The organism is Nocardioides sp. (assembly GCF_050699375.1).
Lineage (GTDB): Bacteria > Actinomycetota > Actinomycetes > Propionibacteriales > Nocardioidaceae > Nocardioides.
This window is the reverse complement of the sequence record NZ_JBOHDN010000350.1, coordinates 1-14,390: the sequence shown is the minus strand read 5'-3', so window position 1 is coordinate 14,390 and position 14,390 is coordinate 1. Positions and strand designations below refer to the sequence as shown.

Genomic DNA, 14,390 nt, shown 5'->3' with positions numbered 1-14,390 from the left:
CGGCCAGGATGCGGCAGGTCTCGCGAGCGATCTCGGTCTCCTCCGACGCCGAGACCACGAGCGTACGCACGGACGCACCCTCGCCCGAGATGTCCAGGTCTGCGTCGGCTTCGGCGTTCTTGGCCTGGTCGATCCGGACCCCGAGGTGCCCGAGCCCCTCGGCCGCCGCGGTGCGCACCGCAGGAACGTGCTCGCCGATACCTCCGGTGAACACCAGCAGGTCCAGGCCGCCCGCCCCGGCGGCCATGCCCCCGATCTCGCGGCGCAGGCTGTGCACGAACACGTCGAAGGCGGTGGCCGCGTCCTGATCGCCCTGGTCGCGCGCGTGAAGCACCTCGCGCATGTCGCCAGAGGTGCCGCTGAGTCCCTTGAGCCCGGCGTGGTGCTCCAAGACGTCGTCGAGCTCCTCCGGGCCGACGTCGGTGTCTCGCAGCACCCACATCAGCAGCCCGGGGTCGAGGCTGCCGGATCGGGTGGCCATCACGAGTCCCTCGGTCGGGGTGAGCCCCATCGTGGTGTCGACCGGCAACCCGTCGCGTACGGCGGCCAGCGAGGCGCCGCTGCCCAGGTGGCAGGAGACGATGCGCAGGTCGACGGGCGACCGGTCGACCAGCTCCGCGGCCCGACGTACGGCGTAGGAGTGGCTGAGCCCGTGAAAGCCGTAGCGGCGCAGATGCCATCGCCGGTTCCACTCACGCGGCAGGGCGTAGGTGCGTGCGGCCAGCGGAAGGCTCGTGTGGAACGAGGTGTCGAAGCACGCCACGTCGGGAAGTTCCGGCGCCAGCTGTCGGGCTGCCCGGATGCCCGCGAGGGCGCGGGTGTTGTGCAGAGGTGCCAGGTCGGCCGCCGCCTCGATCTGCGCGAGGGTCGCGTCGTCGATCCTGGTCGGTTCGGTGAGATCAGGGCCGCCGTGGACGACCCGGTGACCGACCGCCTCCAGGGGCCCTTCCTGCCGCGCCGTCTCGTCGTGGAGGAAATCGCGGAGCGGGTCGAGATCCTTCTCGTCCTCCCAGTGCTCGACCGTGCTCGACCTGAGCTTGCGGTCGCCGTCCATCACCGACAGCTTCAAGCTGCTGGAGCCGGCGTTCACCGTCAGGATTCGCAAGCCGTCATCCCCTCGCCCACTGCCAGTCCCGGATCTCCGGCATGTCCTCGCCGTAGGTCTCCACGTGTGCTCGGTGCTCGGCCAGCTTGTCGGTCAGCATCTCTCGGACCTCGGCCGCTTCCGCGCCCAGCCCCGGCACCCGGTCGATGACGTCGATCGCCAGATCGAAGCGGTCGAGCCGGTTGAGCACCGTCATGTCGAAGGGGGTGGTCGTGGTGCCTTCCTCGACGTAGCCGCGTACATGGAAGTTGTCGTGGTTGGTCCTCGCGTACGTCAGCCGGTGGATCAGCCAGGGATAGCCGTGGTAGGCGAACAGCACCGGCCGGTCGGTGGTGAACAAGGCGTCGAAGTCCGCCTCGGACAACCCGTGCGGATGGGCCTCCTCGTCCTGGAGGCGCATCAGGTCGACGACGTTGACCACGCGTACGCGCAGGTCGGGGAGGTGCTCACGCAGCAGCGATGCCGCGGCGACCGTCTCCATCGTCGGCACGTCACCCGCACAGGCCAGGACGACGTCCGGCTCCTGACCCTCGTCGTTGCTGGCCCAATCCCACCTGTCGATGCCCTTGGCGGCGTGCTCGACGGCCTGGTCCATCCTCAGGTACTGCAGGGCCGGCTGCTTCCCGGCGACGATGACGTTGACGTACTCCTTGCTGCGCAGGCAGTGGTCGACCACAGCCAGCAGCGTGTTGGCGTCCGGTGGCAGGTAGACCCGGACGACATCCGCCTTCTTGTTCACGACGTGGTCGATGAAGCCGGGGTCCTGATGTGAGAAGCCGTTGTGGTCCTGATGCCACACGTGCGAGGTGAGCAGATAGTTGAGCGAGGCCACCGCCTGGCGCCACTCGAGCTCTCGGGTGGTCTTGAGCCACTTCGCGTGCTGGTTGAACATCGAGTCCACGATGTGCGTGAACGCCTCGTAGCACGAGAACAGCCCGTGCCGACCCGTCAGCAGGTAGCCCTCCAACCAGCCCTGGCAGGTGTGCTCCGAGAGGATCTCCATCAGCCTGCCGTCCACGGCGAGGCCCTCGTCATAGGGCTCCGTCTCGGCGTTCCAGGTGCGCCCCGTCACCTCGAGCACGTCCTGCAGCCGGTTGGAGTTGTTCTCGTCCGGAGCGAACATCCGGAAGTTGTGGTCGTTGCGGGTCATGACGTCGCGGAGGTAGCCGCCGAGGGCGTCGGTGGCCTCGACCGCGCCGGTGCCGGGGCCGTCCACGCGCACGGCATAGTCGCGGAAGTCCGGAAGGTGCAGATCGCGGAGCAGCAGGCCGCCGTTGGTGTGGGGGTTCGCGCTCATCCTCCGCTCACCTCGAGGGTGCAGGGTGGCGATGTCGGGCACCGGTGCGCCGCGCTCGTCGAATAGCTCCTCGGGCCGATACCCCCGCATCCAGTCCTCGAGCACCTGGCGGTGTGCGTCGTCCTCGCGTACGTCCCCGATCGGCACCTGATGCGAGCGCCAGAAGCCTTCGACGCGCTGGCCGTCGAGCTGGTCGGGCCCGGTCCAGCCCTTCGGCGAACGCAGCACGATCATCGGCCACGGGCGCCGGGGCGCTGCCGCTGTGTCGGCGCCGACAGCACGGGCCTCGTCCTGGATCTCCTTGATCTCGTCGAGGCAGTGGTCGAGGGTCGCGGCGAACGCCTGGTGCATCTCCTCCGGGTCAGATCCGGAGACGACGTACGGCGTGTGGCCGAACCCGCGCAGGAGGGAGTCGAGCTCGTCGGACGGGATCCGGGCGAGGACCGTGGGGCTGGCGATCTTGTAGCCGTTCAGGTGCAGGATCGGAAGCACGGCCCCGTCCCTGCGCGGGTCGACGAACTTCGTCGAGTGCCAGCTCGCGGCCAGCGGCCCGGTCTCAGCCTCACCGTCGCCGACGATCGCGGCGACGGTCAGCTCGGGATTGTCGAAGGCTGCTCCGTACGCATGGGACAGCGCGTATCCGAGCTCGCCGCCCTCGTGGATCGAGCCGGGCGTCTCGGGGGCGACATGGCTCGGGATGCCACCCGGGAAGGAGAACTGGGTGAACAGCCGCTTGAGCCCCTGCTCGTCGAGGCTCACGCGGGGATACATCTCGCTGTAGGTGCCGTCGAGGTACGCCGCGGCGACGGCCGCGGGACCGCCGTGCCCCGGGCCGATGATGTTCATCAGGTCGAGGTCGCGGGCGCTGATCACCCGGTTGAGGTGGGCATAGACGAAGGTCAGGCCCGGCGTCGTGCCCCAATGGCCGAGCAGCCTGGGCTTGAGGTGCTCGGGCTCCAGCGGCGCTCGCAGCAGCGGGTTGTCCATCAGGTAGATCTGCCCGACGGCCAGGTAGTTCGCCGCTCGCCACCACGCGTCCAGCCGGCCGAGCTCCGTCGAGGAGAGCGGAGCACCCTTCACCGTGCTGTGCGTCGTCGTCTTCGCCCTCGTGGTTGTCATCGTCGTCGTCATCGGCCGCGCTCCTCGGGCCGCTTGCTGGAGGCGCGGTGGGGCAGGAACTCCTGCATCTTGGTGAGCAGCCCCTGCTTCACGACTCCCAGGCGATCCTCGTCCCCGGCGATCATCGCCTCCAGCGTGTTCTTCATCTGGTCGATGTCCGCATGCGGCGGGATCGGCGGCACGTCGGCGTTGCAGTGCACGTCCAGGAGCATCGGACGCTCGGCCGCCAGCGCCGCATCGCAGGCCGGCCCGACGTCGTCGGGATCGGTGACGATACGCGCCTCCAGACCCGCCGCCCGAGCGACCTCGGCGTAGGAGATGTCCGGCAGCGTCTGGGACTCCGCCAGCTTCGGCGCGCCGCCCAGGGCCCGCATCTCCCAGGTGACCTGGTTGAGGTCACCGTTGTGAAGCACCACGATCACCGCACGCGGATCGGCCCACTCCCGCCAGTAGTGGCTGATCGTCAGCAGCTCGGCCATCCCGTTCATCTGCATGGCGCCGTCGCCCTCGAAGGCGATGGCCGGACGGTCGGGGTGAGCGAACTTGGCGCCGATGAGATAGGGCACCGCGGCGCCCATCGAGGCCAGCGTTCCCGACAGCGACCCACGCATGCGGCCACGGAAGCGCAGCTGTCGTGCGTACCAGTTCGCGGCCGTCCCGCTGTCGGCCACCACGATGGCGTCCTCGGGCATCCGCGTCGAGAACTCGTGGAACACGCGCATCGGGTTGACCGGGTCCGCCGAGACGTGAGCCTGGTCGTCCATCGTCTGCCACCAGCGCGACACGTTCGCCTCGATCGTCTCGCGCCAGCCGCGGTCCTCCTTGCGTCGGAGCTGAGGAACCAGGGCGCGCAGCGTGCTGGCCGCATCGCCGACGATGTTCACCTCGTACGGATAGCGCATGCCGATCCGCGAGCCGTCGATGTCGATCTGGATGGCACGAGCCTGGTCGAGCTCCGGCATGAACTGCGTGTAGGGGAAGTTGGACCCCACCGTCAGCAGCGCGTCACAGTCACGCATCAGCTCATAGCTGGGCCTGGTGCCGAGCAGGCCGATCGAGCCGGTCACCCACGGAAGCTCGTCGCTGAGTACGTCCTTGCCGAGAAGTGCCTTGGCGGCGCCGGCCCCGAGCAGGTCCGCCACCTGCTCCACCTCGGCCCGGGCGCCACGGGCACCCTGGCCGACCAGGATCGCCGGCCGGGTCGCCTCGTTGAGGATGTTCGCGGCGCGCGTGATCGCCTCCCCGCCGGGGCTGGTCTCGGGCCACGCGATGCCTGTGCTCGAGGGCACCATCTTGAAGTCGTGCGTCGGTGCGGCGTACTCCAGCTCCTGGACGTCCTCGGGGATGATCAGCGCGGTCGGCGCCCGCCGGGCCAGCGCCGTACGAAATGCGCGGTCCAGGACGTTGGGCAGCTGCTCGGGCACGTTGACGACGTGCACGTAGTCGCCGGCGACGTCCTTGAACAGGCTCAGCAGGTCGACCTCCTGGAGGTAGCTGCCGCCCATGGCCGATCGGTCCGTCTGGCCGACGATCGCGACGACCGGCACGTGGTCGAGCTTGGCGTCGTAGAGGCCGTTGAGCAGATGGATCGCACCGGGCCCCGAGGTGGCGAGGCACACTCCCGGGCTGCCGGTGAACTTCGAGTAGCCCACCGCCTGGAACGCGCTCATCTCCTCATGCCGCGACTGGATGAACCGGGGCTCGTCCTCGGCTCGCCCGAACGCACCCAGGATCCCGTTGATGCCGTCGCCGGGGTATCCGAAGACGTGCCGCACACCCCACTCACGAAGACGCTCGAGCAAGAAGTCGGCAACTGTGTTGGTCATCGCTCGGCGTCCTCGTCGACGATGTGCACGGCCGCTTCCTCAGCGGAGGCGCCGGCACCGTCGATGCCCTCGTCCTGCCCGACGAGTCCTGCCTCGTCGTCCTCGAGGACGCCCTTGTCGGGACTGGTGAGCCGACCAGCCCGGGCCTCGCCAACCTCGCCGGTCACCGGCCCGTCCAGGATGTCGGCATCGGCCTCGGCGTCGGCTTCCTCCCAGACCTCGGGCTCTTCCTGGGCGCGTCGTTCGTCGATGGTCTCGCCCTCGGTCTCCTCGCGTGGGGTGACGCCCTTGGCGTTGACGCCTCGGGGTCGCTCGGGCGGGGAGAATCCCTCGTCCAAGGCGTCCTCGACGCCACGGTCGTCGAGCGTGTCCTCTGGCTGAAGCTGGTCTTCACTCATGACTCGACCGGTATCCAGCGACCGGACCGATGATGCTCCGCCGGGTCGATTGCCGCGTACCGGTCCATGTTCAGGCTGGTCCGCCTTCGCAGCTGTCCGCGGCGAGCAGGTCGAGATCGACGTCCTCGTCGTGGGAGATCTGTTCGGCCACGTGTTCCTTCTGCTCCTCGGTGAGGGTCACGCCGGCCTCACGCAGCGCCTTGTCGAGCTCGTCCTGGATGGTCCCCTCGGGCGCGGTCTCCTGCCAAGCGGTGATTCGTTCGACCACGCCCAGAAGGGCCAGTACGCGCGCGTCATCTTGGTTCAACTCAGTCATCGTCACTCGGTACCCCGCGTCGGGAGAGGACATACGGGGTCTAGGAGAACTGTGCGCGGGTACCGGATCGACATGCATGACCCGCACGTCGAGCGCCCGCACGACGACCCCGACGCCACACCCGAACGAACCGGAGTCGGCGTGCTGATCGGCATGGTGACGGTTCTGGTCCTGGTGATGGCCGTCATGGGACTGATCGCGTACGTGATTCGCTGAGCGCGACCTCCTCCCTCCCGCCTGTCTCCTACCTGCTCGCCACCCGGACCGAGCCGCCGTCGCGTGAGGCGAGGTGACGCTTCGGGCTTCAGGTGGAGGGCGCATAGCTCAGGTCGACCACACAGAAGAGGTTGTCGTCGGGGTCGGCGAGTACCACGAAGTCCGGGTTCGGTGGATACAGGTCCCACTGCACCCGCTGGGCTCCGAGATCTAGGAGCCGCTCGACCTCGTCAGCCTGGTCGGCGGCGCTGTCGACGAACAGGTCGAGGTGGATGCGAGGTCGCGGCTCGACCGGAGAGTCGCTGCGTTGCAGTCCCAGTGCCCGGGAACCGTCGCGATGGCAGAGTGTCCGCCACTGATCGCTGCGCCACTCGGCGGTGTCCACGAGGTCGAGCGCGGCGGTCCAGAACGCCGCAGCGCGCTCCATGTCGACCACACCGATCACGGCGAACCCCAGCCTGAGCGCCACTCGATGCTCTCGGTGGCTCGGCCGTGCAGACTCGGCGCTCATGGCGTGTGCAGCTTGCCGTCGGCGTCGCGTACGACAACTCCGTCGGCGACCGCATGGGTCAACGCGCGATCGAAGCGATGAGCCTTCCAGAACCTGGCGCCGACGAGCGTCCCCAGATCCCCGGGCGTCAGCGGTCCCTCCGCCTTCAGGGCGCGGACCAGCTGTCCGATCTCCTGGACGGTCTGCCGGTCCTGGTGCCCTTCGGTCGGTTTCGGTGGTGGCATCGGCATGGTTGACTCCTCCCTTGGTTCTTGTGCAGGTGGTTCTCACCCGGGATTCGACGCCACCTGGCCGGCGTCGTCCTCGGCGGTCAGCGGTTTGGCGATGTTCTCGAGCGACTGCCCCTCGGCCTTCACTCCGAGCACGGCCTCGGCGATGCCGCCCATGATCATCAGGCCCGCCCCGATGAAGTAGCCGACGGCGAGGCCGGTGATGTCCTGGCTGGCCGAGGCGTTGTCGATCAACCGGCCGAACAGCAGGGGTCCGCTGATTCCTCCGGCGGCCGTGCCGATGGCGTAGAAGAAGGCGATGCAGAGTGCTCGGGTCTCCATCGGGAAGATCTCGCTCGCGGTGAGGTACGCCGCGCTGGCACCCGCCGAGGCGATGAAGAAGATGATGGCGCCCGCGATCGTCAGCGTGACCGCGCTGAAGCTGCCGAGGAGGAACCCGGCCACTCCGAGAAGGAGCCCGGAGAGGACGTACGTCCCGGTGATCATCGGCACTCGCCCGACCTTGTCGAACAGTGGGCTCAGCAGGAGTGCGCCCGCGAAGTTGCTGGCCGCGAAGACCGCGAGATACCAACCCGACTGGCCGACCCCGAGGAACGTGGTCAGGGTGTCGCCGTAGGTGAAGAAGAACGCGTTGTAGAGGAACGCCTGACCGACGAACAGGGCGAAGCAGAGCGTCGTACGCCGGGGGTAGAGCGTGAACACGGTCCGCGCGATCAGCGTCAGGCCGATCGTGGTGCGCTGCCTGATCGTGATCGAGTCGTCGACCTTCGGCAGCTCGTGGCCGGTATCGTCCCGGACGGTCCTCTCGATGTCGGCGACGATCTTCTCCGCTTCGTCCTCGCGCCCGTGGATGAAGAGCCAGCGCGGGCTCTCGGGAACGCTCTTTCGGACGAAGAGGATGCCGAACGCCAGCACCGCCCCGAGGGCGAACGCGATCCGCCAGCCGTACGCGGGGTCGATCAGTGCTTCGTTCAGCAGGAGCACGGTGAGCAGCGAGCCGCCGGCCGCGCCGATCCAGAACGATCCGTTGATGGCGACGTCGACCCGGCCTCGATACTTGGCGGGGATCAGCTCGTCGATCGCGGAGTTGATCGCGGCGTACTCGCCACCGATCCCGGTACCGGTGACGAACCGGCAGGCGAAGTACCACAGCGGGTTCATCGAGAAGGCGGTGAGCACGGTGCCGAGCAGATAGACACCGAGGGTGATCATGAACAGCTTCTTGCGCCCGAACCGGTCGGTGAGCTGCCCGAAGAACAGTGCTCCGATACAGGCACCGGCGACATAGATCGCGCCGGCCAGGCCGATGTCGGAGCTGGACATCCCCAGCCCGGTGCCCTCCGGTTTGATCGCCGCGGACATCGACCCGACGATCGTGACCTCGAGGCCGTCGAGGATCCAGACGGTCCCCAGCCCGATCACGATCATCCAGTGCCAGCGTGCCCACGGCATCCGGTCCAGGCGGGCCGGGATGTCGGTGGTGATCGTGCCGGTCTGTGCTCCTGACGCCAATGCGACCGCCTCCTCGCAATCCTTGCGGGCGGTACCCGGCGATCCGGAACTTAAGACCTCGGCTCTCCTGAGACCCGTGGATGCGAGAGCTCCGGGTGGCATGACCTGAGCGGCATCCGGTTACCGGACCCGCGTGGACTCTCCGTGGTGGCGCGAGGCAGTGACGTACCAGATCTATCCGCGCTCGTTCGCCGATGCGGATGGAGACGGCACCGGCGACCTCGCCGGGATCACCTCGCGGCTGGACCACCTGGCCGGCCTCGGCGTCGACGCGATCTGGCTCTCGCCGTTCTACCCGTCGCCGCAGATCGACTACGGATACGACGTCGTCGACGCCCGCGGCGTGGATCCGGTCTTCGGGTCGCTCTCGGACGCCGAGGACCTGCTGACCAAGGCGGAGCAGGTCGGCCTGAAGGTGATCGTCGACCTGATCCCCAACCACACCTCTTCGGCCCACCCGTGGTTCATCGAGGCGCTCTTGGCCGGGCGTGGCTCGCCGGCGCGCGATCGCTATATCTTCCGGGAAGGCCGTGGGTCCGGGGGCGAGGAGCCGCCGACCAACTGGCGCTCGGTCTTCGGCGGCGGGGCGTGGACTCGGGTCCAGGACGGCCAGTGGTACCTCCACATGTTCGACCCGGCGGAGCCCGACCTCAACTGGCGCCATCCCGAGGTGGCCGAGGAGTATCGGTCGGTGCTGAGGTGGTGGCTGGACCGGGGCGTCGACGGGTTCCGCGTCGACGTCGCCCACGGTCTGGTCAAGGCCCTGCGCGACCAGCGCGTCCCGGAGGGACGATCGCCCAACTCCGACCCAGCGGTGATGTACGCCATCGGCGTCGAGGACGATCCGATGTGGGACCACCCCGACGTCCACGACGTCTACCGGGACTGGCACGAGCTCGTCGCGTCCTACCCCGGCGAGCGCATGTTGATCGCCGAGGCGTGGACCCGGGGCCCGTCCGATCTGCGCGGCTATCTGCGTGCCGACGAGTTCGAGCAGGCGTTCAACTTCAAGTGGCTGCAGTCGCACTGGTCGGCGCGCGAGTTCATCGAGTCGATCGTGTCCACGCTGGAGGCGCTGAGTCCCTCCCGCGCGTGGCCGACGTGGGTCCTCTCCAACCACGATGCCGTACGCCACCGGACCCGCTACGGAGACGGGGCGCAGGGGCTCGCTCGCGCCCGCGCGGCGACCTTGACGATGCTGGCACTGCCCGGAGCGGCGTACCTCTATCAGGGCGAGGAGCTCGGGCTGCCGCAGGTGGAGATTCCGCCCGAGCATCAGCTGGATCCTTGGGCGCTGGGTGGGAACGGCCGCGACGGCTGCCGGGTCCCGCTGCCGTGGAGCGGTGAGGCGCCGCCCTTCGGGTTCGGGCCCGGCGAGGGCCAGCCGTGGCTTCCCCAGCCGGCCCAGTGGGCCGACCTGACCGTGGCCGCGCAGACCGGCCGGCCCGACTCGACGCTGGAGTTCTACCGCTCTGCGCTCGCTGCTCGTCGCCGCTACGCCCGTGGCGGCGAGCAGGTGAGGTTCCTCGATGTGCCCGACGACGTCATCGCCTTCCGCCGTGGCCGGCTGAGCGTCTTCCTCAACTGTGGCGCTGGGCCCACGCCTCTGCCGTCCGGCGAGGTCGTGATCTGCAGCGGCGAGCAGCCCGTCTCCGAGCTTCCACCGGACACCGCGGTCTGGTTGCTCGGCGACGACTGAACCGGACCGGCCCGGAGAGGTACGGCGGTCGCCTCTGCGGGTCTATCGGCGGTAGACCCGCGCCTCCCACGGAGCCAGCACCTGACCGTGCCCGCTCCCGATCACGAGCTCGCCCCGGCACTCCTCGACCAGCTCGCCCAGGTCGGCCTCGGTGCTGCTGAAGTTGGCGAGCACGACCAGCTGCCCGCTCTCGTGGCTGCGGCGGAAGGCGAAGAGCTGCGGATGGATGTCGGTCAGCAGGGTGAAGTCACCGTCGACAACGGCCGGGTCCTCGTGCCGCAGCCGGATCAGCCGGCGATAGTGCGCGAGCACCGAGTCCGGGTCGTCCTTCTGTGCGGCGACGTTGATCTCGGTGTAGTTCGGGTTGATCGCGAGCCAGGGCGTCCCGGTGGTGAACCCGGCGTCGGGCGTGGCGGCGTCCCACTGCATCGGCGTACGCCCGTTGTCGCGGCACATCGCCCGCAGGGAGCTCATCACGTCCTCGGGCTCCGCGCCCATGGCGACCGCCTCGTGGTAGTAGTTCACCCCCTCCACGTCGTCGACCTCGTCGATGGAGGTGAACGGGAAGTTCGTCATGCCGATCTCGTCACCCTGATAGACGAACGGGGTGCCCCGCTGCAGATGCAGGACGGTCGCGAGCAGCTTGGCCGACTCGGTGCGCCAACGGCCGTCGTCGCCGTAGCGCGACACGACCCTCGGCTGGTCGTGGTTGTCCCAGTAGAGGCTGTTCCAGCCGGCGTCCTCGAGACCTTCCTGCCAGGCCGCGAGGCGGTCCCGGAGCCGATCGAGATCGAAGGGACGTACGTCCCACTTGAAGGCGCCGTGATCGATCTCGACATGCTCGTAGTGGAGGACCATGTCGAGCTCCCGGCGTGCCGGATCGGTGTACTTCCGGCCCTCCTCGACCGTCGTCTCCCCGGTCTCCCCGACCAGCAGCAGGTCGCGGTCATAGGGATCGAAGACCTCCCGGTGCATCTCGGCGAGATACTCGTGGACGCGCGGCCCGTCGATGACCGACTGCCGCATGTTGCCGTGCTTCTGCCCCGGCATGACCGGCGCCTCCGGGAGCTCGGGGTCCTTGGAGATCAGGTTCACCACGTCCATGCGGAAGCCGTCGACCCCACGGTCCAGCCACCAGCGCATGACCTCGTAGACCGCCTGCCGCACCTCGGGGTTCTCCCAGTTCAGGTCCGGCTGCTCCTTGGTGAACAGGTGCAGGTAGTAGGCCGCCCGGCCCTCGCAGTAGGTCCACGCCGGCCCGGAGAAGAACGACCCCCAGTTGTTGGGCTCCTCGCGCCACCAGTACCAGTCGCGCTTGGCGCTCTCGGGGCTCGAGCTCGACTCCTTGAACCACGGATGCTCGTCGGAGGTGTGGTTGGCGACGATGTCCATCACCAGCTTCATCCCCCGCTGGTGGACCTCGGCGATCAGTGCGTCGAGCTCCTCGAGCGTGCCGTACGTCGGGTCGACATCGAGATAATCGCTGACGTCGTAGCCGTTGTCGGCCATCGGCGAAGGGTAGACCGGGGAGAGCCACAGTACGTCGACCCCGAGCCACTCGAGATGGTCGAGGTGCTGCCGGATCCCGCGCAGGTCGCCCACCCCGTCGCCGTTTCCGTCGGCGAAGCTGCGGGGGTAGATCTGGTAGACGACCGCCGAGCGCCACCAGCCCGGGCCGGTCCGGTTGGCGGGTTCGAGGATGTTCGAAGGGCTGCTGTCTGCGGCCGGTGCCGGGTGGGTCGGTGCCGGGTCGGTCATCGCGTCTCTCCTGCGTCGCCTGTGTCGAAGGTCGTCCCTGTGAGCGGTAACCGAGTCGGGCGCCACGCATACCCACTGCACCTGTCGCTCGCGGTGCTCACTCTTGGTGTCTCCCGAAAATGGGCGGACGCACGGCGACAGCCCGGGTAGCGTCCCCGGGGTGGTCGTAAACCCAGGTCTGGTCGTCGGGTTCCTCCTGCTCTCGGCGCTGTTGTCGATGATCCCGGGACCCTCGGTCCTGCTGGAGACCAGCCGAGCGATCACGCAAGGACGGCGCCCGGCGATGTGGATCGTGCTCGGCAACGCCCTCGGCGGCATGGCCCTGCTCGCACTCGTACTGACCGGCCTGGGAGCGATCGTCGCGACCTCTGCGAAGCTCTTCCTGGCCGTGAAGATCGCCGGCGCCTGCTATCTGCTCTGGCTCGGCGTCCAGTCGCTGCTCTCAGCCCGGCGCACCGGACCTGACCTGGAACCGTCGCCGGCGACCGACTCCTCAGCGACCGGGATCCTCGCTGTGCGACAGGGCTTCGCGGTGGGCGTCTCGAACCCCAAGAGCATCATCTCGCTGATGGCGGTCCTCCCCCAGTTCGTAGACCACCGCCTCGCCGACCCCACCCTTCAGATGCTCATCATCGGCATCCTCGGCGGAGTGACCCAGGTCCTCATCGAGACCCTCTGGGTCTTCGCCGCCGGAGCGCTGCGTGGGTGGTTCCGTCACCGCCCGCGCCGGATCCGGAACCTCAAGGCCGCCGGCGGCATCGCGATGATCGGCCTCGCCGGCAAGCTCGCGGTTCAGCGCTGACCCTTGTCCGCGGACGCAGCAGCTGGAAGACGGGCTATTGCAGGTCGACGGGCTCGCCGATGACGTAGCCTGCCCAGTCCCGGATCTCTTCGTCGTCGATCTCGACCGGTGTCCCTTCGACGAACAGCCCGACCTTCCCTGGGCCCTCCGGATATGTCTGGAAGGTGGCTGTCATGTCGCCGTTCGAGAGACGCAGTGCAGTTTCGGAGGCGGTTGGTCCGTACGTTCCGAGGTCATCGCTCAGCGCATCGAGTGGGTCCTGCCAGTCGGTGATGAACATGGCTTGAGTTCCGTACTTGTACGACGTGAACTGATCTGACAAGCCCGACCGGTCCACACCGTCGTAGCTCTCCCTTGCATCCTCGGGTGACGCGGCGAGCGTCGTCGAGGCAATCTTCGACAGCTCGCGTGCCCACGTGAGCACCGCGTCTCGCTGCTGCTCCAGTTCCGCGTAGGTCTCGTCACTGACCCCACCACATCCTCCGGCAAGCAGGATCGTCAACACCGCCACCAGGACGCGCAGCATGCGGGCTGTCACGGGCAATCCGCGTTCGGCGTGATCCGCCACTCTCCGACTCGACCGGGTCGCGGTCCTCACCGGCATCCTCATAGGTCGAGGCTAGGTCCGGCAGACGCCAGATGGGGAACTTCACCAAGACCGGAGATCGGATCCCGAGTGACCCTCTCGAAGCATGGCTTCGACCCCAGGTTTCAGCAAGGACGTGCACACCGTGTCCTGCGCCGGGCATCGCTCGAAATCTGGGCAGACCAGCGGGACGATGACCCGAAGGCCCATCATGATCTGACCAGTGCTGATCTCGATCAGCCGACCAGCGCCAAAGGCAGCAGACTTCCCCAGCACCACAGCGGCGAATCGAGGCATCCCGCCCTCGCGCAACATCTGGGTGACCTCGTGTCCAACCGCCGCAGTGTATGTTCCGGGATCGATCGCCTTGCTCGAATCGTCGAGAAACTCGCAGATCCAGTGTCCGCGACCCTTACGGCGGTGCCACGGCACTCGGCCGAGCAAGTCATCTGCCGCAACGCCGTAGAGCGAGTCAGGATCGAACAGCAAGGCTACGACTGCAGAGGCTGCCGTCCCTTCGAGCCTCGTCGCGACGACTTGACGATTGCTGGCGCGCTGCTCGGATAGGCGCTCAGATGCGCGTTCCTTTCCTGGAGGTCGCGGCGCCGAGGCAGCGCGGCGCCTGGATATTGCACGTTCGATGCTGCGCACGCCGGCGATCCTTGCCGCCGCCAGCGACGGTCCCCACGACGGCCACCGCCGTTCATAGCACCGATGCTCCCTACCGATCTTGGATTTCTGGTGCCGATGCATGTGTCTGCACCGGCTGCAGTAATACATCGGCGTCGCCATATGACGGCCTTCCCGAGAAGATCAACTCCGATCAAAACAGTAGATTCAGTCCCGCTGGGATCGTCCGAGTTCACACAAAAGACGTAAAATATCATTCCGCCAGACGGCACCACCGCGGCATAACAGTTGCGCGCGTCCATAGCCCGAACTCCCGAGATACGCCGTGGGTAAGCGCCGGTTCGAGATACACCGTGCGCTGCTGACCACGTCCGATCTGCCCGGA

At 67.9% G+C, this 14,390-nt stretch carries 14 protein-coding genes; 3 read left to right on the top strand and 11 right to left on the bottom strand.

The window, feature by feature from the left end:
• The 5 genes from ACRDPS_RS23550 to ACRDPS_RS23530 form a co-directional block, all read right to left on the bottom strand.
• The coding region (locus ACRDPS_RS23550) for an acetate/propionate family kinase (protein WP_431504100.1) at positions 1–1,105 on the bottom strand (1,105 nt) is incomplete at its 3' end.
• A 4-nt stretch (positions 1,106–1,109) separates the two neighbouring features.
• A complete protein-coding gene (locus ACRDPS_RS23545) occupies positions 1,110–3,533 on the bottom strand; it encodes a phosphoketolase family protein (RefSeq protein ID WP_431504099.1) in 2,424 nt (807 codons plus the stop codon).
• Positions 3,530–5,347, bottom strand: coding sequence for a thiamine pyrophosphate-requiring protein (locus ACRDPS_RS23540; RefSeq protein ID WP_431504098.1), 1,818 nt, complete (start codon positions 5,345–5,347; stop codon positions 3,530–3,532). Before ACRDPS_RS23540 ends, ACRDPS_RS23545 begins: the two co-directional genes overlap by 4 nt.
• Positions 5,344–5,745 carry a DUF5709 domain-containing protein gene (locus ACRDPS_RS23535; RefSeq protein WP_431504097.1) on the bottom strand — a complete coding sequence of 134 codons (402 nt, stop codon included), beginning with the start codon at positions 5,743–5,745 and terminating at the stop codon, positions 5,344–5,346. Before ACRDPS_RS23535 ends, ACRDPS_RS23540 begins: the two co-directional genes overlap by 4 nt.
• Before the next feature lie 70 nt (positions 5,746–5,815).
• A complete protein-coding gene (locus ACRDPS_RS23530) occupies positions 5,816–6,061 on the bottom strand; it encodes a hypothetical protein (protein WP_431504096.1) in 246 nt (81 codons plus the stop codon).
• Positions 6,062–6,112: 51 nt separating this feature from the next.
• Between ACRDPS_RS23530 and ACRDPS_RS23525 the strand changes: the two genes are divergently transcribed.
• Positions 6,113–6,277 (top strand): hypothetical protein, encoded by a 165-nt coding sequence (locus ACRDPS_RS23525; protein WP_431504095.1) that lies wholly within the window; start codon positions 6,113–6,115, stop codon positions 6,275–6,277.
• 88 nt (positions 6,278–6,365) lie between these two features.
• On the opposite strand, the gene ACRDPS_RS23520 is transcribed toward ACRDPS_RS23525, so the two are convergent.
• The 3 genes from ACRDPS_RS23520 to ACRDPS_RS23510 are packed head-to-tail and all read right to left on the bottom strand — an operon-like array spanning position 6,366 to position 8,530.
• The gene (locus tag ACRDPS_RS23520) at positions 6,366–6,788 is read right to left on the bottom strand and encodes a VOC family protein (protein ID WP_431504094.1); all 423 of its coding nucleotides are present in this window, start codon (positions 6,786–6,788) and stop codon (positions 6,366–6,368) included.
• Positions 6,785–7,018, bottom strand: coding sequence for a hypothetical protein (locus ACRDPS_RS23515; RefSeq protein WP_431504093.1), 234 nt, complete (start codon positions 7,016–7,018; stop codon positions 6,785–6,787). The genes ACRDPS_RS23520 and ACRDPS_RS23515 overlap by 4 nt, the downstream gene beginning before the upstream one ends.
• 36 nt (positions 7,019–7,054) lie before the next feature.
• Entirely contained in the window at positions 7,055–8,530 is a 1,476-nt protein-coding gene (locus tag ACRDPS_RS23510) for an MFS transporter (RefSeq protein ID WP_431504092.1), read from the bottom strand.
• Between the two features lie 160 nt (positions 8,531–8,690).
• Here ACRDPS_RS23510 and ACRDPS_RS23505 point away from each other — a divergent pair, with 160 nt between their 5' ends.
• Entirely contained in the window at positions 8,691–10,229 is a 1,539-nt protein-coding gene (locus tag ACRDPS_RS23505; protein WP_431504091.1) for a glycoside hydrolase family 13 protein, read from the top strand.
• A gap of 42 nt (positions 10,230–10,271) precedes the next feature.
• Here the strand turns inward: ACRDPS_RS23505 and ACRDPS_RS23500 are convergent, their stop codons facing one another.
• Positions 10,272–11,987 carry an alpha-glucosidase gene (locus tag ACRDPS_RS23500; RefSeq protein ID WP_431504090.1) on the bottom strand — a complete coding sequence of 572 codons (1,716 nt, stop codon included), beginning with the start codon at positions 11,985–11,987 and terminating at the stop codon, positions 10,272–10,274.
• A 160-nt stretch (positions 11,988–12,147) separates the two neighbouring features.
• On the opposite strand from ACRDPS_RS23500, the gene ACRDPS_RS23495 reads away from it, so the two are divergent.
• Positions 12,148–12,789, top strand: coding sequence for a LysE family translocator (locus ACRDPS_RS23495; RefSeq protein WP_431504089.1), 642 nt, complete (start codon positions 12,148–12,150; stop codon positions 12,787–12,789).
• Positions 12,790–12,823: 34 nt separating this feature from the next.
• On the opposite strand, the gene ACRDPS_RS23490 is transcribed toward ACRDPS_RS23495, so the two are convergent.
• Positions 12,824–13,399: a hypothetical protein gene (locus tag ACRDPS_RS23490; RefSeq protein ID WP_431504088.1), complete on the bottom strand. Its 576-nt coding sequence runs from the start codon at positions 13,397–13,399 to the stop codon at positions 12,824–12,826.
• A 39-nt stretch (positions 13,400–13,438) separates the two neighbouring features.
• Entirely contained in the window at positions 13,439–14,026 is a 588-nt protein-coding gene (locus tag ACRDPS_RS23485) for a hypothetical protein (RefSeq protein ID WP_431504087.1), read from the bottom strand.
• Between the last annotated feature and the right edge of the window lie 364 nt (positions 14,027–14,390).

What these genes read in the sequence shown, in the direction of transcription:
- ACRDPS_RS23545 (WP_431504099.1), bottom strand. Translation starts at nt 3,533, where the DNA reads ATGACGACGACGATGACAACCACGAGGGCGAAGACGACGACGCACAGC.
- ACRDPS_RS23530 (WP_431504096.1), bottom strand. Translation starts at nt 6,061, where the DNA reads ATGACTGAGTTGAACCAAGATGACGCGCGCGTACTGGCCCTTCTGGGC.
- ACRDPS_RS23515 (WP_431504093.1), bottom strand. Translation starts at nt 7,018, where the DNA reads ATGCCGATGCCACCACCGAAACCGACCGAAGGGCACCAGGACCGGCAG.
- ACRDPS_RS23535 (WP_431504097.1), bottom strand. Translation starts at nt 5,745, where the DNA reads ATGAGTGAAGACCAGCTTCAGCCAGAGGACACGCTCGACGACCGTGGC.
- ACRDPS_RS23490 (WP_431504088.1), bottom strand. Translation starts at nt 13,399, where the DNA reads ATGAGGATGCCGGTGAGGACCGCGACCCGGTCGAGTCGGAGAGTGGCG.
- ACRDPS_RS23500 (WP_431504090.1), bottom strand. Translation starts at nt 11,987, where the DNA reads ATGACCGACCCGGCACCGACCCACCCGGCACCGGCCGCAGACAGCAGC.
- ACRDPS_RS23540 (WP_431504098.1), bottom strand. Translation starts at nt 5,347, where the DNA reads ATGACCAACACAGTTGCCGACTTCTTGCTCGAGCGTCTTCGTGAGTGG.
- ACRDPS_RS23520 (WP_431504094.1), bottom strand. Translation starts at nt 6,788, where the DNA reads ATGAGCGCCGAGTCTGCACGGCCGAGCCACCGAGAGCATCGAGTGGCG.